Source organism: Comamonas sp. CMM03, from assembly GCF_019218715.1.
In the GTDB taxonomy this organism is placed as follows: Bacteria; Pseudomonadota; Gammaproteobacteria; order Burkholderiales; family Burkholderiaceae_C; genus Comamonas; species Comamonas terrigena.
The window spans coordinates 655,040-680,646 of record NZ_JAHUXB010000001.1 but is presented as its reverse complement, the minus strand read 5'-3'; the positions used below and the strand labels follow the sequence as shown (position 1 = coordinate 680,646).

General features: G+C 67.2%; 20 protein-coding genes. 10 read left to right on the top strand and 10 right to left on the bottom strand.

Annotated features, from left to right (window positions below; all coding sequences use genetic code 11):
* Nucleotides 1–19 precede the first annotated feature (19 nt).
* From KW830_RS03145 to KW830_RS03135, 3 genes are read left to right on the top strand one after another with little or no spacing between them, the layout of a single operon-like run.
* The gene (locus KW830_RS03145) at nucleotides 20–433 is read left to right on the top strand and encodes a hypothetical protein (protein WP_127446217.1); all 414 of its coding nucleotides are present in this window, start codon (nucleotides 20–22) and stop codon (nucleotides 431–433) included.
* 57 nt (nucleotides 434–490) lie between these two features.
* A complete protein-coding gene (locus KW830_RS03140) occupies nucleotides 491–2,140 on the top strand; it encodes a DUF4384 domain-containing protein (RefSeq protein ID WP_192333976.1) in 1,650 nt (549 codons plus the stop codon).
* 9 nt (nucleotides 2,141–2,149) lie between these two features.
* Nucleotides 2,150–3,331, top strand: a complete 1,182-nt coding sequence (locus tag KW830_RS03135; protein WP_127446218.1) for a tetratricopeptide repeat protein — start codon at nucleotides 2,150–2,152, stop codon at nucleotides 3,329–3,331.
* An 89-nt stretch (nucleotides 3,332–3,420) separates the two neighbouring features.
* On the opposite strand, the gene KW830_RS03130 is transcribed toward KW830_RS03135, so the two are convergent.
* Nucleotides 3,421–5,802, bottom strand: coding sequence for a Tex family protein (locus KW830_RS03130; protein ID WP_218332082.1), 2,382 nt, complete (start codon nucleotides 5,800–5,802; stop codon nucleotides 3,421–3,423).
* Between the two features lie 146 nt (nucleotides 5,803–5,948).
* On the opposite strand from KW830_RS03130, the gene KW830_RS03125 reads away from it, so the two are divergent.
* The 3 genes from KW830_RS03125 (at nucleotide 5,949) to KW830_RS03115 (ending at nucleotide 8,142) form a co-directional block, all read left to right on the top strand.
* Complete coding sequence (locus KW830_RS03125; RefSeq protein ID WP_218332080.1) at nucleotides 5,949–6,377, top strand: hypothetical protein; 429 nt, start codon at nucleotides 5,949–5,951, stop codon at nucleotides 6,375–6,377.
* Between the two features lie 38 nt (nucleotides 6,378–6,415).
* A complete protein-coding gene (locus tag KW830_RS03120; protein WP_218332078.1) occupies nucleotides 6,416–7,510 on the top strand; it encodes a DUF72 domain-containing protein in 1,095 nt (364 codons plus the stop codon).
* 254 nt (nucleotides 7,511–7,764) lie between these two features.
* Nucleotides 7,765–8,142 carry a hypothetical protein gene (locus KW830_RS03115; protein WP_127446219.1) on the top strand — a complete coding sequence of 126 codons (378 nt, stop codon included), beginning with the start codon at nucleotides 7,765–7,767 and terminating at the stop codon, nucleotides 8,140–8,142.
* A gap of 327 nt (nucleotides 8,143–8,469) precedes the next feature.
* On the opposite strand, the gene KW830_RS03110 is transcribed toward KW830_RS03115, so the two are convergent.
* Entirely contained in the window at nucleotides 8,470–10,848 is a 2,379-nt protein-coding gene (locus KW830_RS03110) for a membrane-bound PQQ-dependent dehydrogenase, glucose/quinate/shikimate family (protein WP_218332607.1), read from the bottom strand.
* Nucleotides 10,849–11,155: 307 nt separating this feature from the next.
* On the opposite strand from KW830_RS03110, the gene KW830_RS03105 reads away from it, so the two are divergent.
* Entirely contained in the window at nucleotides 11,156–11,887 is a 732-nt protein-coding gene (locus tag KW830_RS03105; protein WP_083520199.1) for a TetR/AcrR family transcriptional regulator, read from the top strand.
* Between the two features lie 167 nt (nucleotides 11,888–12,054).
* Here the strand turns inward: KW830_RS03105 and KW830_RS03100 are convergent, their stop codons facing one another.
* The 8 genes from KW830_RS03100 to KW830_RS03065 all read right to left on the bottom strand — a co-directional run bounded on the left by KW830_RS03100 (nucleotide 12,055) and on the right by KW830_RS03065 (nucleotide 22,848).
* The gene (locus KW830_RS03100; RefSeq protein ID WP_218332076.1) at nucleotides 12,055–13,527 is read right to left on the bottom strand and encodes an efflux transporter outer membrane subunit; all 1,473 of its coding nucleotides are present in this window, start codon (nucleotides 13,525–13,527) and stop codon (nucleotides 12,055–12,057) included.
* Complete coding sequence (locus KW830_RS03095; RefSeq protein WP_066532625.1) at nucleotides 13,524–16,691, bottom strand: efflux RND transporter permease subunit; 3,168 nt, start codon at nucleotides 16,689–16,691, stop codon at nucleotides 13,524–13,526. Before KW830_RS03095 ends, KW830_RS03100 begins: the two co-directional genes overlap by 4 nt.
* An 18-nt stretch (nucleotides 16,692–16,709) precedes the next feature.
* Complete coding sequence (locus tag KW830_RS03090; protein ID WP_370626079.1) at nucleotides 16,710–18,035, bottom strand: efflux RND transporter periplasmic adaptor subunit; 1,326 nt, start codon at nucleotides 18,033–18,035, stop codon at nucleotides 16,710–16,712.
* 184 nt (nucleotides 18,036–18,219) lie between these two features.
* Nucleotides 18,220–19,140, bottom strand: coding sequence for an SDR family oxidoreductase (locus KW830_RS03085; protein ID WP_218332074.1), 921 nt, complete (start codon nucleotides 19,138–19,140; stop codon nucleotides 18,220–18,222).
* 94 nt (nucleotides 19,141–19,234) lie between these two features.
* Entirely contained in the window at nucleotides 19,235–20,251 is a 1,017-nt protein-coding gene (locus tag KW830_RS03080) for an NADP-dependent oxidoreductase (protein WP_066533330.1), read from the bottom strand.
* A 123-nt stretch (nucleotides 20,252–20,374) separates the two neighbouring features.
* Complete coding sequence (locus KW830_RS03075; RefSeq protein ID WP_066532634.1) at nucleotides 20,375–20,812, bottom strand: PaaI family thioesterase; 438 nt, start codon at nucleotides 20,810–20,812, stop codon at nucleotides 20,375–20,377.
* Between the two features lie 117 nt (nucleotides 20,813–20,929).
* Nucleotides 20,930–21,721: an SDR family oxidoreductase gene (locus tag KW830_RS03070; RefSeq protein ID WP_218332072.1), complete on the bottom strand. Its 792-nt coding sequence runs from the start codon at nucleotides 21,719–21,721 to the stop codon at nucleotides 20,930–20,932.
* A 341-nt stretch (nucleotides 21,722–22,062) separates the two neighbouring features.
* Nucleotides 22,063–22,848, bottom strand: a complete 786-nt coding sequence (locus KW830_RS03065) for a methylated-DNA--[protein]-cysteine S-methyltransferase (protein ID WP_066532639.1) — start codon at nucleotides 22,846–22,848, stop codon at nucleotides 22,063–22,065.
* A 129-nt stretch (nucleotides 22,849–22,977) separates the two neighbouring features.
* Here KW830_RS03065 and KW830_RS03060 point away from each other — a divergent pair, with 129 nt between their 5' ends.
* From KW830_RS03060 to KW830_RS03050, 3 genes are all read left to right on the top strand, one after another.
* Nucleotides 22,978–23,283: a hypothetical protein gene (locus KW830_RS03060; RefSeq protein WP_066532642.1), complete on the top strand. Its 306-nt coding sequence runs from the start codon at nucleotides 22,978–22,980 to the stop codon at nucleotides 23,281–23,283.
* Between the two features lie 108 nt (nucleotides 23,284–23,391).
* On the top strand, nucleotides 23,392–24,414 hold the full coding sequence (locus KW830_RS03055) for a class I SAM-dependent methyltransferase (protein ID WP_218332070.1): 1,023 nt from the start codon (nucleotides 23,392–23,394) through the stop codon (nucleotides 24,412–24,414).
* A 53-nt stretch (nucleotides 24,415–24,467) separates the two neighbouring features.
* On the top strand, nucleotides 24,468–25,487 hold the full coding sequence (locus KW830_RS03050; protein WP_218332068.1) for an alpha/beta hydrolase: 1,020 nt from the start codon (nucleotides 24,468–24,470) through the stop codon (nucleotides 25,485–25,487).
* The last annotated feature ends 120 nt before the right edge of the window (nucleotides 25,488–25,607 follow it).

Sequence of the window (25,607 nt, the reverse complement as noted above, 5' to 3'; positions counted from 1 at the left end):
TCGCCTCCCGGAGGTTCCCATGCCTGCTTCCCCTCTTTTGCGCAGCCTCGTGATGGCCAGCTGCCTTGGCGTGACCGGACTCACGATGGCAGCGCCTGGCGAAGACACCATCCAGTTGCAGAACCCGGTGGAACATCTGCAGCTGCCCACGGGCAGCACCACCAAGCCCCAGGGTCTGGGCAGCGATGCGGACGGCGTGCCCATGCACCTGCGCGCCAAGATCGCACGCTACGAAGCCCAGACCTTCAACGACCAGACCAGCGGCATCTACACCGATGGCGATGTGAACCGCATCGTCGGTGCACAGGCCAACCGCAAGACCTGCATCCAGGATGTGGGCAGCAACACCAATGCCACAGGCGCCACCCGCACGGGTAACGGACAGCAGCAGATCGTGGTGTTGCGTGGTGATTTGGTGAACATTTGCCGCTAAAAGCAAAGCAGCGCCCGAGCACCAGGGCGGCCACTAGGAAAACATCGAGAGGGAATCATGCGCACCACCTTCGCACCCAGGAACCTGTGTCGTCCTCGCCTGCTCGCCGTCACCAGCCTGCTCAGCGCAGCAGGCCTGCTGACAGGCTGTGCGCCCATGAATCCGGCCAAGGATGCGGGCTACCACGCGCAGGCCAACGAAATCAACCGGCCAGTCGTGCGCCCCACGCGGTCGATCTCCAGTTTCTCCGATTCGCTGATGTGCATGGACCACCTGTTCCGCGAAACCGGCATGAGCACCGTGCTGATCACCAGCAAGTCCATCCCCGACTACTCCGGCAAGATTGCCGTAGCCACCAAGGAAATGATCGTCACGGCGCTGTCGCAGATGTCGCGCGTCAGCAATGCCTTCCGCTTTGTGGACTATGAAGTCAATATCGCCCAGCAGGATACGGTGCAGAACCTGACCACCCTGCTGCTGAACAACAACCAGATCCGCCTGCAGCGCCCCGCCCTCTATGTGTCCGGCGCCGTGGCCTTTGTGGACCAGCAGGTCATCGCCAACAACGTCGACATGGGCACCTCGGCCTCCCGCCTGGAAACCGGCTACAGCCAGAGCCGCCGTTCCTCGGTCATCGGCATGGAACTGCACCTGGGGGATTTCCGCAGCCGCACCATCATTCCCGGCCTGGACTCGGCCAATGAAATCGTCATCGGCAGCGGCGGTCAGGGCCTGGACCTGTCGGGCCGCATCGGCAACTACGGCGTGCAGTTCAATGTGGGCCGTGATTACACCCAGGGCTCGGGCCCGGCCATCCGCACCCTGGTGGAGCTGGCCATGATCGAGCTGCTGGGCAAATGGGCGCGTGTCCCCTACTGGCAATGCCTGACGCTGGAACAGACCCACCCCGAATTCATGCGCCAGATGCGCGAATGGTATGAAGATGCCAGCCCGGCCACACGGGGCCAGCTGGTGCGCCGCTCCCTGCTGCGCCGCGGCTATCTGCTCACGGAGAACCCGGACGACGCAACCTTGCACACGGCACTGGCCCGCTTTCAGACCGATGAACGCATGGTCGTCACCGGCGTGGTGGACTTCCCCACCTATGAACGCAGCCTGCGCAATTTCGTCACCCTGTCGCCCGACGGCCACCTGCAGCGCATCGGCTGGGAAACGGCACCGAACAACAACACCACGGCGGCCGCCATCACCACCGACAAGCAAGGCCAGCCGCCCGAAGTGGATCTGCAGGTGGAAAACATCATGCTGGGCCGCTCCGGGTTCGAGCAGGGCGAACAGATCTTCCTGTCCGCCACCGTCTCCCGCTCCTCCTATCTGTCCTGCTACATGCGCAATGCGCGCAACGAAGTCATCCGCATCCTGCCCAATGCCACCAACAAGTCCGGCTGGGTGCCAGGCAACCAGGCGGTGCGCATTCCGGACTGGATGAGTCCCACCCCCGGTTTTGTGATGGATGCCGGCCTGCCGGGCCAGGAAACCGTGGGCTGCTTTGCCAGCGACAAGAACGTCAGCACGCAATTGCCGGCATCACTCCAGAAACCGGCCTTCCAGCCACTGCCCGGCATCACCAGCATGGAGCAGATTGCCGCGCAGATGCGTGAGGCAGCCGGGACCGGCTCCACCATCGGCCTGGCCCAGCTGCAATGGGAGGTCACGCCCAAGCGCCCCACCGCCCCCGGCAACTGAAAGACCGCCATGCGCCTTGTACCCACCGCCCATGGACAGACTGTCGGCGGCGGGGCCTGGAACACCTCCAGGCTCTGCGTGCCGCTCGGGCTGGGGCTCGCCCTGCTGTGCAGCCCTGCCTTCGCACAGCCCCGACAAAGCCCCAGCCCCACCATCACCTTCCAGGAAGCGCAGACACCGCCCCGCATCGATGCGGACCAACTGCGCGGCCGCCGCCCCGCCGTCCAGCTGGAGGCCGACCAGCTCGGCAAGTCCACTGCCATCCAGCAGCTGCAGGCACAGGCCACGGCACCGCTGCCCAAGGGCGAGCGCACCGAGGCCAGCATCCGCGCCCAGCGCGAAGCCGCCTGGCAATGGGGGCTGCTGCAACTGCACGGCCTGCACACGCCCCTGCAACCGGTACAGGCCCAGCAAAGCTTTGAGCGCGCCCAGGCACTGGGCCACCCCCTGGCAGCCGCCGGCCTGGCCTGGTGTGCCATCGATGGCTGCGGCCAGCGCCCCGAGCCCGAGGCCGCACGGCAATGGATCCAGGCACTGCGCAAAACCGCCCCGGGCCGCGCCGCCTATCTGGAATGGCTGCTGCTCGACGATGTGGCGCCGCTGGATGAGGCCGTGCCGTCCACTGCCCGGCGTGAAGGCATCAACACGGCCGGACGCAAACAGCAGCTGCTGCGCCAGGCGGCGGAAGCCGGCGATCCCAATGCCCGGGTGGAACTGGGCATGGAACTTGCCGCCCAGGGCAAGACCAATGAAGCCATGGAACAGTTCCGCAGCGCCGCCAAAAGCTCGCAAGCGGCCAAACACAATCTGAACGTGCTCAGCGACCAGAAAGGCACCTTCAAATCACGCCCGTCCGGCAACGCCGGCCAGGCCGGTGGTGCCTGGCAGACCTTCAAGCAGGCCCGGGTCTACCACCGCGGCGAAGGCGTGCCCGCCAACTACACCGAAGCGATCCGGCTGTACAAGCGCGCCTCCGACATGGGCAGCGAGCCGGCCAAGCGCATGCTGGCCCTGATCTATTCCCGCCCCACGCCCGCCGGCGGTATCGATATCGGGTGGATGCAGCAGCTCGCCTACATGGATGTCACCCAGGATGGCGCCATCCCGCTGACGGCACCGACCGCCCCCACCAGCCTGACCCGCGACCCTACCCCGCTGTGGGATTACATCGCCCCCAGGTGGCGCAACTGAACACGCCGCGTGCACCCCGGCAGCCGCGGACTGTCAGACCATGAAAAAAGCGGCCCAGTGGGCCGCTTTTTCTTTCAGAGAGCAGGGCTTTATTTCTTCAGGCCCTGCAGCTTGGCAAAGGCCGATGCCATGGCGTTCTGCTGCTCCGGCTGGTTGCCGCGCTGGGGCTGGGCATAGCCGCCGCGGTTGCCGCCGCCATAGTTGTTGCCGCGGCCTGCGCTTTCAAAGCGGTTGTCGCGGGGGCCGTCACGGCGTGCAGGTGCGGCGTCCAGCTTCATGCTCAGGCTGATGCGCTTGCGCGCCACGTCCACTTCCAGCACCTTGACCTTGACGATCTGGCCGGTCTTGACCACCTCGCGCGCATCCTCCACGAACTTGTGGCTCATCTGGCTCACATGGACCAGGCCGTCCTGGTGCACGCCCAGGTCCACAAAGGCGCCGAACTGGGCCACGTTGCTCACCGTGCCTTCCAGCGTCATGCCTTCCTTCAGGTCCTTGATGTCCTCCACCCCGTCGTTGAAGCGGGCCACCACAAAGTCGGGGCGCGGATCGCGGCCGGGCTTTTCCAGCTCACCCAGAATGTCCTTGATGGTCACGGCACCGAACTTCTCGCTGGCGAACTGCTCGGGCTTGAGGCCCTTGAGCACATCGGCGCGGCCCATGATCTGGTCCACCGGCTTGCCTGTGGCCACAATGATCTGCTCCACCACGGCATAGGTCTCGGGGTGCACGCCGGTGATGTCCAGCGGATTGTCGCCACCGCGGATGCGCAGGAAACCGGCCGCCTGCTCGAAGGTCTTGGCACCCAGGCCGGCCACCTCCATCAACTGCTTGCGGTTCTGGAACGAGCCATTGGCATCGCGCCAGCGCACCACCGACTTGGCGACCGCGCCCGACAGGCCCGAGACGCGGCTGAGCAGCGGGGCCGACGCGGTGTTCAGGTCCACGCCCACGGAGTTCACGCAGTCTTCGACCACGGCGTCCAGCTGGCGGGCCAACTCGCTCTGGTTCACATCGTGCTGGTACTGGCCCACACCGATGCTCTTGGGGTCGATCTTCACCAGCTCGGCCAGCGGATCCTGCAGGCGGCGCGCAATCGAGGCCGCGCCGCGCAGGCTCACGTCCACATCGGGCATCTCCAGCGCCGCAAACTCGCTGGCCGAATACACCGAGGCACCGGCTTCGCTGACCACCACCTTCTCAATGGCCTTGTCGGCCTTGGCGGCGATCTTGATCAGATCGGCCGCCAGCTTGTCGGTTTCGCGGCTGGCCGTGCCGTTGCCGATGGCAATCAGGTTCACGCCATGCTTTTCCACCAGGCGCGCCAGCACCGCCAGCGAACCGTCCCAGTCGCGGCGCGGCTCGTGCGGGTAGATGGTGGTGGTGTCCACCAGCTTGCCGGTGCTGTCGACCACCGCCACCTTGACGCCCGTGCGGATGCCCGGGTCCAGGCCGATCACGGTGCGCTGGCCCGCCGGGGCGGCCAGCAGCAGATCGCGCAGGTTGTCGCCAAACACCTTGATGGCCACTTTTTCCGCGTCTTCACGCAGGCGGCTGAACAGGTCGCGCTCGGTCGACAGGCTCAGCTTGACGCGCCAGGTCCAGGCCACGCACTTGCGCAGCAGGTCGTCGGACGCGCGCTTGGCATGGCTCCAGCCCAGGTGCAGGGCAATCCGGCCTTCGGCCAGGCTGGGCTGGCCGGGTTCCGGCTCCAGCGGCTGCACCAGCTTGGCTTCCAGCACTTCCAGTGCCCGGCCCCGGAACACGGCCAGCGCACGGTGCGAGGGCACGCGGCCAATGGGCTCGTCGTAGTCGAAATAGTCGCGGAACTTGGCGACCTCGGGGTCGTCCTCGTTCTTGCCCTCCACCTTCTTGGAGCGCAGCAGACCTTCCGCCCACAGCCATTCGCGCAGCTTCTGCACCAGGGTCGGGTCTTCGGCCCAGCGTTCGGACAGGATGTCACGCACCCCATCCAGCACCGCGAAGGTGGTCGAGAAATCAGGTCCAGGCTTGCCATCGTCCAGCGTGGTCGCCGGCTGGCAGAAGGCCTCGGCCTCCTTGTGCGGGTCCAGCGTGGGGTCGGCAAACAGCTTGTCGGCCAGTGGCTCGATGCCGAATTCCTTGGCAATCTGGCCCTTGGTGCGGCGCTTTTGCTTGAAAGGCAGGTAAATGTCTTCCAGCTCCTGCTTGGTCGGCGCCTGGGCAATGGCCAGACGCAGCACATCGGTCAGCTTGCCCTGCTCGTCGATGGCCTTGAGCACGGTCTCGCGGCGGTCTTCCAGCTCGCGCAGATAGGTCAGGCGCTCGTCCAGCGTGCGCAACTGGGTATCGTCCAGGCCGCCCGTGACCTCCTTGCGGTAACGCGCCACAAACGGAACCGTGGCGCCGCCGTCGAGCAGTTCCACCGCCGCGCTCACCTGCTGCGGCTTGACATTCAGTTCCTGGGCAATCTGGCCAATGATCTTTTGCATGCAATCGGGCGCCCCATGGCGCTGTAATTGGGAAACAAACGAGTGTGCCACAAGCATCCGGGCCCACCGCCGTCCCCGTGCCGCCCAGGCTGTGACCGAATGCAAATACGGATCGACGGCCTGCCGCGCCTTTCTAGAATGCAGCCATGCCCGCCCCCCGGCCGCCCTTCCAGACCCTGCAGCTGTTCCCCCTGCGCGTGCCCTGCCCGCCCGGGGCCTGCATCTGCGGGCATGCGGCGCTGCTGGAATCCGGCCAGGGCGACCACCGCATCCTGCTGCTGACGCGGGAAGAGGAAGCCAAACTTGCCGAGCGGCTGGAACAAGTCCAGACCCTGGCCGAGCTGCGCCAGCTGCAGCAGCGCATGGTCGACCAGTTGGGCCTGCAACTGCACCTCGCCCCCGGCCGCCAGGGCACGCAAGGCCTGCGCGGACTGGAGATCGAGCTCGCACCCATGCCCGGCCTGTGCCGCAAAACCCGCAAGGCCCTGCCCGAAGCCGTGCGCCGCTGCATGGAGCACCGCCCCGAGATCGCCCATGCCCTGCTGGATGAGGGCAGTCTGTTTGCGGGCTTGTGAATCCCGCTACAGTCCACAGGCCACTTCCGCAAGACGGCATGCAAGACGATCTGTTTGGCGCCCCGCCCGCGCTGCCACCCCCTTCCCCTCCAACTGCAGCGGCAGCCCCCTCGCCCGCTGCGCCTGCGGCACCCCGCAAGGCCGCGCGCGGCGTGCTGCCCGCGCCGGACGGGGAAAGCTGGCGTGCCCTGGCGGCGCAGCTGCCTGCGGGCCTGCGCATGGGCGTGTCCACCTGGTCCTACCCCGGCTGGGACGGTCTGGTGTGGGACGGCGTGTACGACGCCAGCACCCTGTCCAAAAAGGGGCTGACCGCCTATGGCCAGCATCCGCTGCTGCGCACCGTCAGCGTGGACCGCAGCTTCTGGCGCCCCCTGACCACCGAGCAGTACGCCCAGATGGCCGTGCAGGTGCCGCCGGACTTCCGCTTTCTGGTCAAGTGCCCCAATGTGGTGACCGATGCCCAGGTGCGCAGCGAAGACGGCAAGGGCCAGTCCCCCAACCCGGTGTTTCTGGCGCCGGAGCTGGCCGTGCAGCAGTTCGTCCAGCCCGCGCTGGACGGCCTGGGCGAAAAGCTGGGCGTGCTGGTGTTCCAGCTCAGCCCCCTGCCCTGGGACTGGCTGCGCCGCAGCGGCGCGCTGCTGGAGCGGCTGGCACAGATGCTGGCCGCGGTGCGCCTGGCCCTGGCCGCCCACCCGCAGGTGATTGTGGCCGTGGAAGTGCGCGACCCCGAGCTGCTGACCCCGGAGCTGGCCCGCGTGCTGAAGGCCCAGGGCTGCACCTACTGCCTGGGCCTGCACGGCAAGATGCCGCCGATCGAAGCACAGTTGCCCCTGCTGCGCGCACTGTGGCCCGGCCCCCTGGTCTGCCGCTGGAGCCTGAACCGCTGCTTCGGCGCCTACGGCTACCAGGACGCACAGAAAAAGCACGACCCCTTCAACGAAATCCGCTCCGAGGACCTGCACACCCGCAGCGTGCTGGCCACGACCATCGCCGGCATCACCGGCGCAGGCCAGCCCGCGTTCGTCACCATCAGCAACGATGCCGAAGGCTGCGCCCCACGCTCCATCGCGCTGCTGGCCCAGGCCCTGGTGGCCGGGCAGCCACAGCCGTCTCAGCCCTCTCAGTCGCCATAGCGCCACAGGCAGCACCAGAAGCAGTACCAGAAGCAGCACCCACGCCTGCTCCGTCACCTGCTCCATCGCCTGTGCCGCACTACCTACGGCGACACTGCGGGTGTGGCCCGCCACGCAGCCGGCGTCAGAACCAGCTTTGTGAGGCAGACCGGTCTCCCTCGGTGGGCCGCTTTTTTGCAACAGACTTGCCCTGCGGTAGAGCCTGAAGGCAATTGGCCATAGGATGTGTCATCACCCACCAGCGGATTGCCCACATGGAACACCACGTCAAAACCTTGAAGGGACTTTTGGGTCATCTCCAGAAAGCACTTGCCGTCAACCTCGATGGCTCCAGCGCATTCAAATACAGTGATGCCGTCATCACGGCCGACCCTGGATCCAACCACGACTACGCATCGTTCCTTCTCAAGTTCAGTTACCCGAACCTGCCGCTGATTTCGGTCACGCTTCATTTTGAGAAGGCGGAGTGCATCGAAGGCCAGTTCACCGTCAGACTCCCTGAATTGCGCATTTCATTTGGCAACTACTCGTTCGGGGCGTTTTCGGGTGCCGAGTCCGGGCTCATTCTGGCCAATGCCAACCAATTGCTGTGCGTCGTGGACGAAGCGGCCAAGGACTACTGCCGCAGTTGACAGCTGCGATAGATCGCAGATCGCAAGCAAGCCCGCACCAAGCGGGCTTTTCTTTGGCGGTCCCTGCCCCTGCCTCCTCCCGGTCCTCCCGCGCTGGCGCGCACGCGAGGGGCTCGCCATGGCCCAACGCGTCCGAGAGACTCCGGCATGGAATACGGCTGATGAAAGCGGGAGCACACAGCAAACCGCCCACCGCGAAAGACCTTCGGGGTGAGCGGCAGGGGCAAAGCAGATACAAGCACCCAGGCAGGCACGCGGCCTGCGCCTGGAACCCGCGCTGTGCGCCAGGGAACGGCCGCCATCCACCAGGGACGGCGGCCTGCAGGTTCAGGGCTTGGCCTTGGGCAGGGCGTAGCCCACCAGGTAGTCGCCCGGCTGGGTCTGCATCAGGTTGTGGCCGCCGGCGGCGATCACCACAAACTGGCGGCCGCTGTCCCTGGACACATAGGTCATGGGCGTGGCGTTGCCACCGGCAGGCAGACGGCCTTTCCACAGCACATCGCCGGTCTTCAGGTCCATGGCGCGCAGCGACTGTTCGCCGGACGCGGCCACAAACACCAGACCGCCCTTGGTGGTGATGGAGCCACCCAGGCCCGGCACCCCCATGGGGATGGGCAGGCGGGTGCGGATACCGGCCACGCCGGAATCTTCCGCCGTGCCGCTGCGGCGCTCCCAGATCACCTTCTGGGTGTTCAGGTCCACGGCCGTCACCAAGGCGAACGGCGGTGCAATGCACGGCGCACCCATGGGCGAGAGGAAAGGTTTCAGGTCAGCGGCATACGGCACGCCTTCCTGGGGCACGGCGCCACCCACCGAGGTGCCGGGCGAACCGTCGGCCGCCTTCAGGCCGCGCCGGTTGGCCTCCTCCCGGTCGATCAGCTTGAGCAGCATGGGCACGCGGTTCCAGTTGCCCACCATGATCTGGCGTTCCGGGTCAAACGACACGCTGCCCCAGTTCGATCCACCCAGCGAGCCGGGGAAGAAGAACACGGTATCGGTGCCGGCCGGGGTCATCGGACCTTCCCAGCGCGCCTTCTTGAACTGGATGCGGCACCACAGCTGGTCCAGCATGGTCATGCCCCACATGTCCTTCTCGCCCACGCCATAGGTTTCCTCGGCATCCAGGCCGGCAAACGTGGGCATGCCGGTGGAATGCGGCTGGGTCTTGGACAGGCGGGCCGGGTCTTCCACACCGCCCTGCGGCGCCGGCAACTCCTGCACGTCGAACACGGGCTTGCCGGTACGGCGGTCCAGCACAAAGTTCTGGCCGCGTTTGGTGGGCTGCACCAGCACGGGCACGGTCTCGCCCTGAATCTTCAGATCCAGCAGGCTGGGCTGGGACGCCACGTCGTAGTCCCACACGTCGTAGTGCGTGGTCTGGAAGTTCCACACCAGCTTGCCGTTGTCGGCATTGATGCCCAGCACCGAGCCGCTGAACTTGTTGTCCAGCTCGGTGCGGTGGCCCGCGTAGTAGTCGGGCGTGGCGTTGCCGGTGGGGATGTAGACCATGCCGAGCTGGTCGTCCGCACTGATCGGGCCCCAGGAATTGGGGGTGCCGCGGGTGTAGTGCTCGCCGGCGGCCGGTTCGCCGTGGAAGTCCGGCTTGCCCATGTCGAAGGCCCAGGCGAAGGCGCCGGTGGTGGCGTCGAACGCGCGGATCACGCCCGAAGGCTCGCCCGTCATCTGGCCATCCGACACCCAGCCGCCCATCACCACCTTGCCACGCACCACCTGGGGCATGGAGCTGACGTAGTAATAGCCGGGAATGATCTCGCCCATGCCCTTCTTCAGATCGACCTGGCCGTTCACGCCGAAGTCGGCGCAAGGCCGACCGGTCTTGGCATCCACGGCCAGCAGGCGCGCGTCCACGGTCGGGCCGTAGATGCGTTCCTGGCACACGCCGCCGGGCTGCGGTTCGGACAGCTTGGTGTAGGCCACACCGCGGCAGGCGGCCGAGCCGGTCACACCGCGCAGATTGACCTGGGCGTTGAAGCGCCAGCGCTCCTCACCGGTTTCGGCGTTCAGCGCCACGATGTCGTTGCGCGGCGTGCAGAAGTACAGGCTGTCGCCGATCTTCAGCGGCGTGGCTTCAAAACGGCGGTTCGGGCCTTCGCTGGGCGGATAGTCGCCGGTGCGGTAGGTCCATGCCACTTCCAGGCCCTGGACGTTGTCCGGCGTCAGCTGCTCCAGCGGCGAAAAGCGCTGGCCGCCCTGGTTGTTGCCGTAGTAGTGCCACTCGTCCGGGGGGGCTTCGCCCGCCACGGTCTGCTGGATCTCGGGCAGCGCCTGTGCGGCCTTGGTCTCGTGCTTGTCACCCCGGGCCATGCCCACCACCACCACGGCAGCCATGGCCACGGCCAGCGCGCCGGCAGCGGCCTTGCCGCCTTGGGCGGAGATGGGGCCGCGCACCACGGTGCGACGGTACAGCGGCGTCAGCAGCCACAGGCCCAGCACAAACAGCAGGGCCAGGCGCGGCAGCAGGGTCCAGAAGTCCAGACCGACTTCGGCCAGCGACCACACCAGCGTCCAGGCCAGCATCAGCGCATACAGCCAGCCGCCCAGCGCGTTGCCGCGCCAGACCAGCACGCTGCTGGCCAGCAGCGCCACGCCGGTGACCAGGTAATACCACGAGCCGCCCAGGCCCGCGAGCTGGCCGCCGCCGATGGCGAGGACCAGCCCCAGAAGAAAAAGAAGGGCCGGATAGATGCGGGCCGGGCGCTAGGCCGTGGCCCCGCCTGCCCTCGCCTGGCCTTGTTGTTGCTTTGTCATTGCTGACCTTTTGAGTGTGGATGTTCTGCCCTGCCCGCCGCTGCAGCGGCTGCAGGCCGGCGGGTGATGGCGCTTGCCCTGCCAGTTTTTGCCGGGCAGTCTTCGATAAGAGACAAGACTTGGGCGATTTTATTAAAAAGATACCGTAAGGTTAAATTTTGACACTTATGCCATCATGCGCGACCAAGAACATTTGCCTCTTTACCCACGCATGTCTAAAACGGGTATAAGCCCCCACGCTCCGATGACCGCGCGCCCTCCTGCCGCCGCACAGTCCCGCACCTGTGCCACCCCCACCGGCGATGCCGGTGGGACCCGCCGCCGCACCCCACGCGGCCCCAGCCCGCAAAAGACCGAAGCCACACGCCTGTCCATCATTGATGCGGCGTTTGCCGAATTTCTGGAACATGGCTACGCCCGGGGCACCACCGCATCGGTGGCCCGCCGCGCCGGCCTGTCCAAGGTCACGCTGTTTCGCTATTTCGACACCAAGGAAGCGCTGTTCGAAGCCGTGATGCAGCGCCACATCGCCTCGGCCACGCTGGCGCTGCAGTCCAGCCCCATGCAGGACAACGAGAGCGTGGGCGCCTTCTTGCTGCGCGCCGTAGCCCCGGCCATGGACGTGATCGACAGCAGCGGCCGCTCCGCCACCGCACGCCTGGTGATTGCCGAAGGGCTGGAATTTCCCCAGCTGGCGCAGATGTACCGGCGTACCGCCCATGAGCCGCTGGTGGCCCGCATCCGCGGCCTGGCCGAGCTGGCCCAGTCGCGTGGCGAGCTCAAGGAACCGGCCTTGCTGGACTACCCCGAGCTGCTGCTGGGCCCGCTGTGGCTGGCCATGATGAACAACACCGTGCTGCACCCGCAGATGCCGCTGGACGCCGGCCTGCTGTTCCGTCTGCAGGTGGGCCTGCTGTTTGGCAGCGCCCCGCAGCGCAGTCCTTCCGGGCGCCGCAAGGCGGCAAGCGGCGGCTGAAGCCCTGCCCCGCCGGTACGGCGTACGCAGCGCGTACACGGCATGCGCCGCATGCACAGCAACCGCCTGGCTGTGCGGCGGCCCCAAAGAAAACAGCGCCCGCAGGCGCTGTCATCAGTGTCCAAGACCCACCCTGGCCCTGAACGGACCCGGGGTGGCGCTGCGCGTCAGGACGCTGCGCCGGTGGGTGCCACGCCCGTGGCCGCAGCCCCCGGCTGCTCGCCGCCCAGCACCTTCCACAAGGTCACGCGGTTGAGCTGCTCCGACAGGCGCAGCCCGATCAGTGTCTGCTGCGCGGTGTACAGGCTGCGCTGCGCATCCAGCACCGTCAGGTAGTTGTCCACGCCCGCCTTGAAGCGCGCATCCGACAGATCGAACGCCTTTTGCGTGTTGGCCACCATGCTGGTCTGGGCCTGCAGGCGGTTGCCCCACTGGGCCCGGTCGGCCAGCACATCAGCGGTTTCCTTGAAGGCCGTCTGCACGGCCTTCTCGTACTGGCTGACGGCAATGCGCTGGTTGCTCTCGGCCACCTCGATATTGGCGCGGTTGCGGCCCCCGTCGAAGATCGGCAGCTTCACCAGCGGCACAAAGCTCCAGGTGCGGTTGCCGCTGCCGAACAGCGCATCCAGCTCGCGGCTACCCGTGCCCACGCTGGCCGTCAGGCTGATGGTGGGGAACAGCGCCGCGCGCGCCGCACCGATGTTGGCGTTCATGGCGCGCAGATTGTGTTCCGCCGCCTGGATGTCCGGGCGCTGCAGCAGCACGCTGGACGGCAGCGGCGTGGGCACCGGCAGCAAGGCCGCGCTGTCCGTACCGCCGGCCAGTGTCTGGGCCGATGGCAGCAGGTTCTGCGGCACCGGGCCGCCCACCAGCAGTTGCAGTGCATTGCGGTCGCGGTCGACCTGGGCGGTGTAGCTGGCCACATCACCCCGTGCAGTGTCCACCGTGGTCTGGTTCTGCGCCAGCACCAGGCCCGAGGTCGAGCCGATCTGGTGCATGCGCTGGGTCAGCGCAAAGGCTTTCTCGCGGCTGGCCAGCGTGTCCTGCGCCAGCTGCAGACGGGCCTGGTCGGCCGCCAGGGTCAGCCAGGCCGTGGCCACATCGGCCACCAGGCCCAGCTGCACATTGCGCTGGTTGTCCTGGCTCTGCAGAAATTGCTGCAGGGCTGCGTCGTTCAGGTTGCGGATGCGGCCCCACAGGTCCACCTCGTAGCTGGCAAAACCCAGCTGGGCGGTGTACTGCGTGGTCGTGGTGCTCGCGCCGGTGCTGCTCAGGTCGGCCGCCGTGCGCGCACGGTTGCCCTGGGCCTGGGCGGTCACGCTGGGCAGCAGATCGGCCCGGGTGATGCCGTACTGGGCACGGGCTTTCTCGATGTTCTCGATCGCCACGCACAGGTCGCGGTTGTGTGTCAGCGCCAGCGCCACCACATCCCGCAAGGGGGCCGACTGCAGCCACTGCAGGGCCTGGGCCTGTTGCAGCGCTGCCTCGCTGGCCACCACCGGGGTAGCCCTGGCCGTCACGGTGTCGGGCACGGCGCCCTGCGGCGTCTGGTAGCGCGGGGCCAGGTTGCAGCCGGCCAGCAGCGCGGTCAGTGCCGCAGCAGCCGCCACGGTCGAAGTCTTCATCATCAGGCGCTTCATGCTGCGCTCTCCTCGTTCACGGCCGGTGTGGCGTCTTGGCGCGAGCGGCTCTTGAACCAGCTGCGGACCAGCAGGAAGAACACCGGCACCAGGAAGATGCCCAGCACCGTGGATGCCACCATGCCGCCCAGCACCGCCGTGCCGATGGCATTGCGGCCGCCCGCACCGGCCCCGGTGCCGATGGCCAGCGGGATCACACCGAAACCGAAGGCCAGCGACGTCATCAGAATGGGGCGCAGGCGCAGGCGCACGGCTTCCACCGTGGCATCGAACAGTTTCTTGCCCTGTTCCTGCAGCTGCACCGCGAACTCCACGATCAGGATGGCGTTCTTCGCCGCCAGCCCCACCGTGGTCAGCAGGCCCACCTGGAAGTACACGTCATTGGTCAGGCCCCGCGTATAGGTCGCCGCCAGCGCGCCGATCACGCCCAGCGGCACGGCCAGCATCACCGACAGCGGCACCGTCCAGCTCTCGTACAGCGCGGCCAGGCACAGGAACACGAACAGGATGGAGATGGCATACAGCATGGGCGCCTGCGCACCCGACTGGCGCTCCTGCAGGGAAGCGCCCGTCCACTCGTAGGTGATGCCGGCAGGCAGCTTCTGCAAAATGGCTTCCACCGTTTCCATGGCCGTGCCCGAGCTGATACCGTGCGCCGCACGCCCTTCGAACTCGTAGGCGGGGCTGCCGTTGTAGCGCAGCAGCTGGGGCGAACCATAGGCCCAGTAGGTGCTGGAGAAGGCCCCGAACGGCACCATCTCGCCGTTCTTGTTGCGCACGGTCCACTTGGCAATGTCCTGCGGCAGCATGCGGTGCGGGGCATCGCCCATGATGTAGACACGCTTGACGCGGCCGTTGTTCAGGAAGTCGTTCACATAGGTGCCGCCCATGGCGCTGGACAGCACGCTGTTGACATCGCTGTAGGACAGGCCCAGCGCTGCTGCCTTGCGGTCGTCCACGTCCACGCGCAGCTCGGTGGCGTCTTCCAGGTTGGTGGTGCGCACCGCCGTCAGCAGCGGACTGGCCCGCATCTCGCTGAGCACCTGGTCGCGCGCCGCCAGCAAGGCCGCGTGGCCCACCGCATTCACGTCCTTGAGCATGAAGTTGTAGCCCGAGCTGGAGCCCAGACCGCGCACGGCCGGCGGCAGAATGACCTGCACACGGGCATCCCGGATGCGCGACAGGTCCTGCGTGGCCTTGTTGGCAATCGCCGCGGCCGACTGCGACGGCAAGGGGCGCGCGCTCCAGGGCTTGAGGCGGATGAAGCCGCGCGCCGAGCTCTGGTCGCCATTGAGGCCCGAGACCTGGTTGAAACTGATCACATCGGGCTGGGCGGCCAGGTAGTTGCGCACCTCGTCCAGCACCTCCTGCAGGCGGGCGTCGGACGCCCCGGCCGGCAGGTTCACGTTGACGTAGACAAAGCCCTGGTCTTCATCGGGCAGGAACGAGGTGGGCAGCTTGGCCATCAGCAGCCACACGCCCAGCAGCACCGCCAGGAAGATCAGCATCATGCGCTTGGAGCGCCCCAGGCTGAAGGCCACCGTGCGCTGGTAGCGGTTGGCAGTGGCATCGAAATGGTGGTTGAACCAGCGGAAGAACCGGTCGTTGATACCCAGCAGACCCGCCCGGATGGGACGCTCATGGGAGTCGCCATGCGAGCGGTCCGGCGCCTTGAGCAAGGTCGCGCACAGCGCCGGCGTCAGGGTCAGCGCCACGAACACCGACAGGCCCATTGCCGCCACGATGGTGATCGAGAACTGGCGGTAGATCACGCCGGTGGAGCCGCCGAAGAAGGCCATGGGCACGAACACCGCCGACAGCGTCACCCCGATGCCCACCAGGGCAGAGGTGATCTCCTTCATGGACAGGCGCGTGGCTTCCTTCGGTGAAAGCCCGGTCTCGTGCATGACCCGCTCCACGTTCTCCACCACCACAATCGCATCGTCCACCAGCAGGCCGATGGCCAGCACCATGGCGAACATGGTCAGGGTGTTGATGGAGTAGCCCGCAATCGACAGCACGCCAAAGGTGCCCAGCAGCACCACCGGCACGGCAATCGCGGGGATCAGCGTGGCGCGGAAGTTCTGCAGGAAGATGAACATCACGATCACCACCAGCACCATGGCTTCACCCAGAGCGTGCATCACCTCGTTGATCGAGGCGCGCACGAACGGGGTGGAGTCCGAGCTGACGAAGTACTCGATCCGGTTCGGGAAAAAGGGCTTGAGCTCGGCCAGCTTGGCGGCCACCGCATCCGACACCGCCATGGCGTTGGCTCCGTCGGCCAGGATGATGCCCATGCCCGCGCCGGGCATGCCGTTGAGCTTGGTCTGGATGGACAGGTTGTCGGCCCCCAGCTCCACGCGCGCCACGTCCTTCATCGTGACCACCGAGCCGTCGGTGGACGACTTGATCACGATCGCCTCGAACTCTTCCGGCGTCTTGAGCTTGGTGCGTGCCGTGATGGTGGCATTGAGCTGCTGGTTCTGCACCGCCGGCAGCGCACCGATCTGGCCGGCCGAAACCTGGGCGTTCTGCGCGTTCAGCGCCGTGACCAGGTCCGAGGGCATCAGCGCATACTTCTCCATCTTGGCCGGGTCCATCCAGATGCGCAGCGCATAATTGGTCCCGAACACGCTGATGTCGCCCACCCCTTCGATGCGGCCGATGATGTCCACCAGATTGCTGTTGATGTAGTCGCCGATGTCCACCGCGCTGATGGCTTCATCCGGCGAGTAGAAGCTGTAGGTCACCAGAAAGTCCTGGCCGCCCTTGTTGATGAACACCCCGCGGGTCTTCACCGCATCCGGCAGGCGGTTGATCGCCCCCTGGATCTTGTTCTGCACCTGCACCTGGGCCACGTCCACATTGGTGCCGGGCGCAAAGGTCAGGGTGATGCGGGCCTGCCCCGACGCATTGCTCGTCGAGCTCATGTAGAGCATGTTGTCGATGCCCTTGATCTGCTGCTCGATGATCTGCGTGACCGAGTTTTCCACGGTCTCGGCCGAGGCACCGGTGTACTGCGCGCCGATGGTCACGCGCGGCGGTGCGATGTCGGGGTACTGCTCCAGCGGCAGGGTCTTGATCGACAAGGCCCCGCCCAGCATGATGATGATGGCAATGACCCATGCAAAGATGGGCCGGTTGATGAAGAACTGAGCCATGTGCGCTGCCTCGCCGTCTTACTTGCTGGCAGGCTGGGCCGCTGGCGCGTCTGCGGCAGCTTGTACCGGGGGCTCGCCGCGCGTGCTCTTGCGGGCCGCCTTGGCCTGCATGTCCACTTCCACGGGCTTGACCTTGTCACCGGCCTTGACGCGCTGGAACCCATCCACCACCACGCGCTCGCCGGCCTTCAGACCGCTTTGCAGCAGCCACTGGCTGCCCACGGCACGGTCCAGTTCCACATCGCGTTTCTCCAGCACATCGCCTTCCTTGGCCACCAGCACGCTGGGGCGGCCGGTCAGGTCGCGCGTCACCGACTGCTGGGGCACCAGCAGCGCATCCGGCGCCAGTGCAGTGGGCAGCAGCGCCTGCACATACATGCCGGGCATCAGCAGGCCTTCGGGATTGGGCACCACGGCGCGCAAGGTCAGCGTGCCCGTGGTGTCGTTGACGATCACGCCGGCAAACGCCAGCTTGCCCTGGTGGGCGTAGTCGCTGCCGTCGTCCAGCTTGATGCGCACGGCAATCTTGTCACCGTCCACCTTGGCAAAGCGGCCGGCTTCCAGCTCCCGCTTGAGCTGCACCACATCCGCACTGGACTGGGTGAAGTCCACATACATGGGGTCCATCTGCACGATGGTGGTCAGCGCCGTGGTCTGGTTGGCCGTCACCAGCGCACCCGGGGTCACGGCAGACAGCGCAATACGCCCGCTGATGGGCGCCTCGATGCGGCTGTATTTCAGGTTGATGCGCGCCGTCTCCAGGCTGGCCTTGGCCACGGCCACATCAGACTGGGCCTGGAGCGCAGCGGCCTGGCTTTCCTCATAGGCCTGCTGGCTGATGGCGTCGATCTTCACCAGCTCTGCATTGCGGCGTGCGGTGGCGGCCAGCGTGCGCTGGCTGGCTTCTGCCTTGGCCACGGCCGCCGCGGCACTGCGCTCGGTGGCCTGCAGCGACGCCGCATCGATCTGGTACAGCGGCTGGCCCTGCTTGACCACCGCCCCTTCGGTGAACAGGCGCTTCTGGATGATGCCCGAGACCTGAGGGCGCACTTCCGCCGTCAGAAAGGCCCGGGTGCGGCCCGGCAGGCTGGCGTCCAGTTGCTGGCTCTGCGGCTGCAGGGTCACCACCCCCACCTGCACCGCCTGCTTGCCTGCGGGTGCCGCCGGTTCGCTGCCCTTGGAGCAGGCCGCCAGCAGCAGCGCCACGCCCACTGCGCACCACCACCCCCCATACGCTGCACGTTGCGGACCGTGTGAATCAGAATGGGGCACACGGGAGGCAGACGCCTGCGCTTGGTGCAGGCGTGCAGTGATGGCAGTCTTCATGGGGGAGAGGTCGATCATCAGAAAGGGGCCATTCTGGCCCCCTTATGTTTACGTTTCGTAAAGCCTACAAATGTAGGGCAATTCCTGCATGGGCGGCGGCAAAAGCTGTCGCACGCCCATGCCGCCATTGGGAGCCATCTGTCACCAGCAAGTTCCCTGCCATGGCGCAGACCGCATTCTCCCCGCGGGCCTGCGCCCTGGCTTACGCCGCCGCAGCAGCTGCGCGCAGTGCCTCGCGCAGCTGCTGCCCGACTTCGGGGCGGCCCGCGAATGCATCGGTCGGGTTGCGCAGCTGCAGGATGTCCTCCATCCGCGCCTGCACATTGCCCAGGGCATGGGGGTGGCTGAAGATGTAGAACTGCTCCTCGGCCATGGCCGCAAACACTTTCTCGGCAATGTGGGTGGCCGTGACCTTGCCCGAGCCCACGGCCTTTTGCGACATGGCCCGCGCCACCTTCTGGCTGCCGGTCAGCGTGGCATTGCTCATGTCGGCGGGGCGGTTGCGTTCGCTGTCAGCGATGCCGGTGGGCACGAAATACGGGCACAGCAGGCTGCAGTGCACCTGGTCGGTCACCAGACGCAGGTCCTGGTACAGGGTCTCGGTCAGCGCCACCACGGCGTGCTTGCTGACGTTGTAGACCGCCATGTTCGGCGGTGCCAGCATGCCCGCCATGCTGGCGGTGTTGACGATGTGGCCGCGCCACTGCGGGTCCTGGCGCGCGGCCTCCAGCATCATGGGCGTGAACAGGCGCACCCCGTGGATCACGCCCCACAGGTTCACGCCCAGAATCCACTGCCAGTCGGCCTCGGTCTGCTCCCACACCAGGCCGCCGCCGCCCACACCCGCGTTGTTGAACACGAAATGCGGCGCGCCAAAACGCTGCTTCACCTCCTGGGCCAGCGCCGCCATGGCCTCGCCGCTGGACACGTCCACGCGCCGCGCCAGCACATCGGCCGCCCCCAGCGCCTTCGCCTCGGCCGCTGCGCGCTCCAGCGCATCGGCCTGCACGTCCACCAGCACCAGCTTCATGCCGGCGCGCGCGCCGATGCGCACGCACTCCAGGCCGAAGCCGGAGCCGGCACCGGTCAGCACCGCCGTCTTGCCTTGCAGGTCTTTCAGCATCTTGTCTGTCTCCTTGTTATGGTTGTCACACGGGCGCCGAGCGCCCGGAAAAAAGGCGCCTGCCGTTGCCGGGGGCGCCTGGGGCCGGTCTGGTTCAGACCAGTTTGACCAGCTGTTTGCCGAAGTTCTTGCCCTTGAGCATGCCCAGGAAGGCTTCGGGCGCCGCCGCCAGGCCCTGCGCCACCGATTCGCGCGGGCGCAGCTTGCCCAGCTGCACCAGGTCCGACAGCTCGGCCAGGGCCTTGGGCCACATGCCCATGTGTTCGCTGACGATGAAGCCCTGCACCTTCAGGCGGTTGATCAGAATCAGCGCCGGATTGGCCATGGGCAGGGGCTGTCCGTCGTAGCCGGCAATCATCCCGCACAGGGCGATGCGGCCGAAGGCGTTCATGCGCAGCAGCACGGCGTCCAGGATATAGCCGCCCACGTTTTCAAAATAGCCGTCGATGCCGTCCGGGCAAGCCGCCTTCAGCGCCCCGGCCATGGACTTCACATCCGGGTGAGCGCGGTAGTCGATGCAGTGGTCAAACCCCAGCTCCTTGACGGCATAGGCGCATTTCTCCGGCCCGCCGGCAATGCCCACCACGCGGCACTTGCGCGCCCGGGCCAGGGCCGCGAACGCGCTGCCCACGGCGCCGGTGGCCGCGCTGACCACCAGGGTGTCGCCCTCCTTGGGCGCAATGATCTGGTCCAGGCCGTACCAGGCCGTCACCCCGGGCATCCCCACGGCGCCCAGGTAGTACGACAGCGGCACATGGGCCGTGTCCACCTTGCGCAGCATGCCCGGCGCATCGCCGTCCACCACGCTGTAGGTCTGCCAGCCGCCCATGCCAACCACGCTGTCGCCGGGCTGAAAGCGCGGGTGGCGGCTTTCCTCCACCACGCCCACGGTGCCGCCCTGCATGACCTGGCCCAGGGGCTGGGGGGCTGCATAGCTCTTGGAATCGTTCATGCGGCCGCGCATGTACGGGTCCAGGCTCAGGTAGTGGTGGCGCACCAGCACCTGGCCTGGGGCCAGGGCGGGGGTGTCGGCTTCCGTCAGGCGGAAGTTGTCGACTGTGGCTTCGCCCTGGGGGCGGTTGTCCAGCAGGATCTGCGGGTTACGGGGCATGTCATCTCCTTCGGTTGTGTTCGCTGCGTACGCGCCCATGCGGGTGCGCTGCAGCCTTTCTTACCTTGCAAAATCAACACCCCGCCGCCGCGCCGCCCCCTGGCGGGCGCCGCGCGCAGGGGTTCAGTCCGTGGCGATCACGGTGTCCTTTGTATCCTTGCTGCCCGGGCGCACGGTGCGCGGCATGTATTTGAACGTACCGGTGGCATGGCTGCACAGGCGACCTTCGCCGTCATAGACCTTGCCTTCGCAATAGGCCATGGTCTTGGTGCGGTGCAGCACCAGCCCCTTGGACACCAGCAGGCCGCGCGCCGGCTGCATGAAACTGGTCTTCATCTCGATGGTGACGCAGCCGAAGTCGTCGCTCTCCAGGCTGCGCGCCGCCACGGCCATGGTCACATCCAGCAGGGTCATGCTGGCGCCGCCATGGGTCACGCCAAAGGTGTTCAAGTGGTCGGGCTGGGCTTCGTAGCGCAGCTCGGACTCGCCGTTTTCCATCTTGTGCAGGGTGAAACCCAGATGTTCGACGAAGGGAATGGGGATGGCGCCAAAGCTCAACACAGGGAGAGTCTCCAAAAATTCGGGGGAAGTCCCCGAGCATAGCGGCGCTGGCCGCCCGCGCGGACCACATTGCTGTCACCTACGCGCTTGGACGACAGTCCCATTCCACACCGGCCGTCAGCCGCCCACCAGCGCGCTGACGCCGCCGTCCACCGCCATCCACTGGCCGGTGATGTGCTTGCCCGCCGCGCTGGCATACAGCAAGGTGATGCCCTTCAGGTCCTCATCGTCACCCAGGCGCTGCAGCGGCGCATGGCTGCTCATCTGCTCCTCGCCCAGGGTGTCGATCAGCACCTCCGCCATCTTGGTGCGGAAGAACCCCGGGCAGATGGCGTTCACCGTGATGCCGTAGCGACCCCACTCCCCGGCCAGTGCACGGGTGAAATTCAGCACCGCGCCCTTGGAGGTGTTGTAGGCAATGGTCTTCATCGCCACCGGGTTGCCGCCCAGCGCCGCGATGGACGCCAGATTGATGATGCGGCCGCTGCGGCGCGGGATCATGCTGCGCTTGGCAATCTGCTGGCTCAGCAGGAAATAGCCGCGCACATTCAGGTTCATCACCTTGTCCCAGGCGCTCAGCGGGTGGTCTTCGGCCGGAGCCCCCCAGCTGGCACCGGCGTTGTTGACCAGAATGTCCACGTGCCCCAGGCGCTGCAGGCTCTCGGTTGCCAGGCGCTCGATGTCGTCCTCGCGGGCGCAGTCGGCGGCAATCCAGCTGGCGTCAATGCCCTGGGCCTGCAGCGTGGCGGCGGCCTGCTCCAGGTCCACCGCCTTGCGCGAGCTCAGCACAATCCGGGCCCCCGCCTCGCCCAGCGCCTGGGCCATCTGCAGCCCCAGGCCGCGCGAGCCCCCGGTCACCAGGGCAGTCTTGCCCTGCAAATCGAACAATTGCTGCACGGTATGTGCCATGGTGTGTCTCCTTTTTATCCCCCTCCATACGCGCTGGCTGTGCCATGCGTTGGCGGGTGGTGGTTGTTTGCCAGGCATTGTGCAAGTGCGCTGCCAGCCCCCCTGTCACCTGTGCGCAAGCTGACAGGCACCCCCCATGGAACACGGACGCACCGCTGCGCGCGCCCGCCGGCGGCAGCCCCAAAGAAGACCAAAAGAAGACCAAAAGAAGATCGCGAGACGACCGCAAAAGGGTCGTGAATGGGCCGTAAAAGAGCCGCGGAAGAGCTGCAAAAAGGCCGCTAAAGGACGGCTAAAGGACCGCGCGGGGGTCGCGAGAAGCCGCGAAGCAGGCCGCGCGGCTATTCGAACAGCGAACGCGTGCCGCCCCAGGCTGCGCCCTCCAGCTCCAGCATGCGCAGCTTGGTCAGCGCCCCCTGCCCGCCGGAAAAACCGCCGGGCTCCCGCCCTGCAGCCAGCACGCGGTGGCAGGGCACCACGGGCGCAAACGGATTGGCCCCCAGCGCCTGCCCCACGGCCCGGGCCAGGCCGGGCCCGCCCAGATCGGCCGCCAGGTCGCCATAGGTGCGCGTCTGTCCCGGCGCAATGGCGCGTGCCAGCGCGTACACATTGCGGGCAAATTCCGGCACCCCCTGCCAGTCCAGCGCAATCTCCAGCAGATGGGGCAGCGCCTGCCTCTCGGCAGCGGTGGCGGGGAGCGGTGCCGCAGCGGGGTGGTAGCCCGCCCGCAGATCGCCCAGCACCTGGGCGTCGCCGGCGCCGGGCCAGTGCAGCGCGCTCTCCCCACCCTCGCCCTCTTCCGCCTCGCCCGCAGCGGCACGCCAGCCGGCCATCAGCTGCTGCACCCCGGCCACGGCCTGCACCGCGCACTCCGGCATCTGGGCGGCGCTGTGCGCCTGCAACCAATCCGCCTGCGGCGGCACATCGGCACCGGTCAGGCGCTGGGCCAGCTCCTGCAGCATGCGCGCCCGCGTGGACTGGCCGTCCACTTCGGGCAGCTGCAGCGCCAGCACGGCCTGGGGCTGCCAGGCCACAGCGCACACACCGATGCGGGTGGCAAACAGCGCATGGCCATAGCCAAGCGAGGCATCGGCCAGATCAACACGGAAAGCAGCAGCAGCGGACATCCCAGGCACCTCCACACGGAAGCCACCATTGTGCGCCGCTGCGATGCGGCATAAAAAACACAGACCACTGTACACAAGCACAGTGTTTAACTGTATATTTACACAGTCATCAACTCTTTTATCTGCAGCATGGACACCGCAGAAGCCTTTTTCACCGTCTCCCTGTGCGACTTTGATGGTTTGCCGGAGGCCGCTCGCGCCAAAGCCGAAGAACGCTACGCCAAGGTGCTGACCCGCCAGCTGGGCGGTTCGGACCAGGTCTGTGAAACCCTGCACTGGGTGCAGCAACTGGAAGAAGACCCGCCCGAGGAAATCACCGAAGAGGTCAAGACCGGCTTTGCCCGCTGGATGAAGGCCGTGCGCGCCGCCACCGAAGCCGGCATGCAGGGCCTGGGCGAAGGCGAAGGCTGCTACTTCGAGGTGCGCGGCGCCTGAACGCCGGGCAGCGACCGCAGCACCTGGCGCTGCGCTATTTCCGCCCGCGGCACCCTGCTGTCCTGGGCTGCATACACTGGCGGACTTTTCCGTGCTCCTGTTTTGTGTATGCAGCCCTTGCTCGACGCCATCGCCCAGATGGCCTACCCCACCGACGCCCAGCGCCTCTTCCATGGCCGTGGCGGCCGCTACCCGGGCTGTGAACAGCTGTCGCTGGACGCCTTCCCGCCCGCCCTGGTGCTGACCAGTTTTGCGCCGCTGGCCGACGAGGCCCTGGCCGCCGTGGGCGCTGCGCTGGCGCAGCGCTGGCAGCAGATCGCCCCGGCCGACCAGCCGCTGACCTGGGTCTTCCAGACCCGGGAAGCCGGCGGCAAGGGCGAGACCCGCACCATGGCCGGTGCCCTGCCCGAGCCCCATGTGGTGACCGAAAACGGCGCCCAGTACCTGCTGCACATCGGGCGCGGCCAGAACCACGGCCTGTTCCTGGACATGGCCGCCGGCCGCGACTGGGTGCGCCAGCAGGTGCTGGCCCACCCCCGGCCCGCACGCATGAAGGTGCTCAACCTGTTCGCCTACACCTGCGCGTTCTCGGTGGTGGCCAAGCTGGCCGGCGCCGGCCAGGTGCTGAACATGGACATGAGCAAGGGCGCGCTGGCCACGGGCCAGCACAACCACCAGCTCAACGGCGTCAAGGCCGGCGCCAGCTTTGCCGCGCACGACATCTTCAGCAGCTGGGGCAAGATCAACCGCAGCGGCCCCTACGACCTGATCATCGTGGACCCGCCCAGCTACCAGAAGGGCAGCTTCATCGCGACCAAGGACTACGCCCGCCTGATGCGCCGCCTGCCCGACCTGCTGGCTCCGGACGGCCAGGTGCTGCTGTGCCTGAACGCGCCCGAGCTGGGCACCGCCTTTCTGCGCGAGCAGATGAGCGAGATCGCCCCCGAGCTGCACTTCACGCAGCGCATTCCCAATCCGCCGGTGTTTGCCGATGTGGACGAGGAACGCAGCCTGAAGGTGCTGGTCTACCGCGCGCCCGGCCTGCCGGGCGCGAGTTCGGAGGCCACGGTGGCTTCGGCGGCCCCGGCCGCTGTGGTCGGTGCTGTCGGTGCCGCAGGCACTGCGGCCTGAATCCTGCAGACAGCCCCCTGTCCCGCCCCGCACGCCATCCCCCACCGAGTGCCATGACCGCTTCCACCTCTCCAGACCTTTCCGACCTTTCCGCGCTCGACCCGGCCCTGGCCCGCACCCTGCAGCGCTTTGCCCGGCTGGACGCCGACACGCCCACCCCGCAGCTGGACTACGCCGGGCGCCGCCGGCTGCTGAGCACCCTGCAGGCCCAGTTGCTGCGCAGCCCGCTGCCCGGCATGGTGCGCACCGACCATTTCGTGCCTGCACAGGGCCGTGAAATCACCGTGCGCAGCTACCAGAAAGGCAGCGCCCCCAGCCCGCAGACCCTGGTCTGGCTGCACGGCGGCGGCTGGATGGTGGGCGATCTGAACACCCACGACGACCTGTGCGAACACCTGGCGCAGTTCACCGGCCACACCGTGCTCAGCGTGCACTACCGTCGCACGCCGGAAAACCCGTTCCCGGCGCCGCTGGACGATGTGACGGCCGTGCTGCAGTGGCTGCACCGCATGCAGGGCGTGCTGCCCTTTGCCCGGGACAGCGTGCTGCTGGGCGGCGACAGCGCCGGCGCCCACCTGGCCCTGGCCTGTGCGCTGCGCCATGCGGCTGCGCCGCAGCCCGCAGACACCGCACTGTCGGCCCAGCTACATGGCCTGCTGCTGTTCTACCCGCCGATTGCGCCGGAGCAGGACCACCCCAGCATGCAGGCCTTCAGCGAAGGCTTTGGCCTGACCCGCAGCGCCATGGCCCGCTACTGGCAGGAACTGGGCGGCGCCGAAGGCGCGGATGCATGCTGCCGCCTGCCGGCCAGCTGCACCGACACCCTGCCCCGGCTGCCGCCCACCGTGGTCTGCACCGCCAGCCACGACATCCTGCGCGATGAAGGCGAAGCCTTTGCCCGCCAGCTGCAGGCGGCCGGCGTGCGCACCCGGCTGCTGCGCGCACCCGGCATGGTGCACGGCTTTGCCCGCATGCTGACCGCCAGCCCCCAGGCCCGCCAGCAGGTGGAACAGGCCTGCCATGCCCTGGCCGCGCTGCTGCAGGGCGCCACGGCCGACAGCGCAGCGGCCTGACATCGCAGCCACAGACCGGCCCAGGCTGGCGGCCAAACTCCCCACAAAAAACAACGCCCCTTTCCCAGGGGCGTTGTCGTTGGAGGACCTGTCGCCATCACCGGCGGCGGCCCTACCGGG

Excerpts from the sequence above, each read along its gene's own strand:
- KW830_RS03050 (WP_218332068.1), top strand. The coding sequence starts at position 24,468 with ATGACCGCTTCCACCTCTCCAGACCTTTCCGACCTTTCCGCGCTCGAC.
- KW830_RS03115 (WP_127446219.1), top strand. The coding sequence starts at position 7,765 with ATGGAACACCACGTCAAAACCTTGAAGGGACTTTTGGGTCATCTCCAG.
- KW830_RS03105 (WP_083520199.1), top strand. The coding sequence starts at position 11,156 with ATGACCGCGCGCCCTCCTGCCGCCGCACAGTCCCGCACCTGTGCCACC.
- KW830_RS03120 (WP_218332078.1), top strand. The coding sequence starts at position 6,416 with ATGCAAGACGATCTGTTTGGCGCCCCGCCCGCGCTGCCACCCCCTTCC.
- KW830_RS03070 (WP_218332072.1), bottom strand. The coding sequence starts at position 21,721 with ATGGCACATACCGTGCAGCAATTGTTCGATTTGCAGGGCAAGACTGCC.
- KW830_RS03060 (WP_066532642.1), top strand. The coding sequence starts at position 22,978 with ATGGACACCGCAGAAGCCTTTTTCACCGTCTCCCTGTGCGACTTTGAT.
- KW830_RS03145 (WP_127446217.1), top strand. The coding sequence starts at position 20 with ATGCCTGCTTCCCCTCTTTTGCGCAGCCTCGTGATGGCCAGCTGCCTT.
- KW830_RS03085 (WP_218332074.1), bottom strand. The coding sequence starts at position 19,140 with ATGCTGAAAGACCTGCAAGGCAAGACGGCGGTGCTGACCGGTGCCGGC.
- KW830_RS03125 (WP_218332080.1), top strand. The coding sequence starts at position 5,949 with ATGCCCGCCCCCCGGCCGCCCTTCCAGACCCTGCAGCTGTTCCCCCTG.
- KW830_RS03080 (WP_066533330.1), bottom strand. The coding sequence starts at position 20,251 with ATGCCCCGTAACCCGCAGATCCTGCTGGACAACCGCCCCCAGGGCGAA.
- KW830_RS03065 (WP_066532639.1), bottom strand. The coding sequence starts at position 22,848 with ATGTCCGCTGCTGCTGCTTTCCGTGTTGATCTGGCCGATGCCTCGCTT.
- KW830_RS03100 (WP_218332076.1), bottom strand. The coding sequence starts at position 13,527 with ATGAAGCGCCTGATGATGAAGACTTCGACCGTGGCGGCTGCTGCGGCA.
- KW830_RS03055 (WP_218332070.1), top strand. The coding sequence starts at position 23,392 with ATGCAGCCCTTGCTCGACGCCATCGCCCAGATGGCCTACCCCACCGAC.
- KW830_RS03090 (WP_370626079.1), bottom strand. The coding sequence starts at position 18,035 with ATGATCGACCTCTCCCCCATGAAGACTGCCATCACTGCACGCCTGCAC.
- KW830_RS03135 (WP_127446218.1), top strand. The coding sequence starts at position 2,150 with ATGCGCCTTGTACCCACCGCCCATGGACAGACTGTCGGCGGCGGGGCC.
- KW830_RS03130 (WP_218332082.1), bottom strand. The coding sequence starts at position 5,802 with ATGCAAAAGATCATTGGCCAGATTGCCCAGGAACTGAATGTCAAGCCG.
- KW830_RS03095 (WP_066532625.1), bottom strand. The coding sequence starts at position 16,691 with ATGGCTCAGTTCTTCATCAACCGGCCCATCTTTGCATGGGTCATTGCC.
- KW830_RS03140 (WP_192333976.1), top strand. The coding sequence starts at position 491 with ATGCGCACCACCTTCGCACCCAGGAACCTGTGTCGTCCTCGCCTGCTC.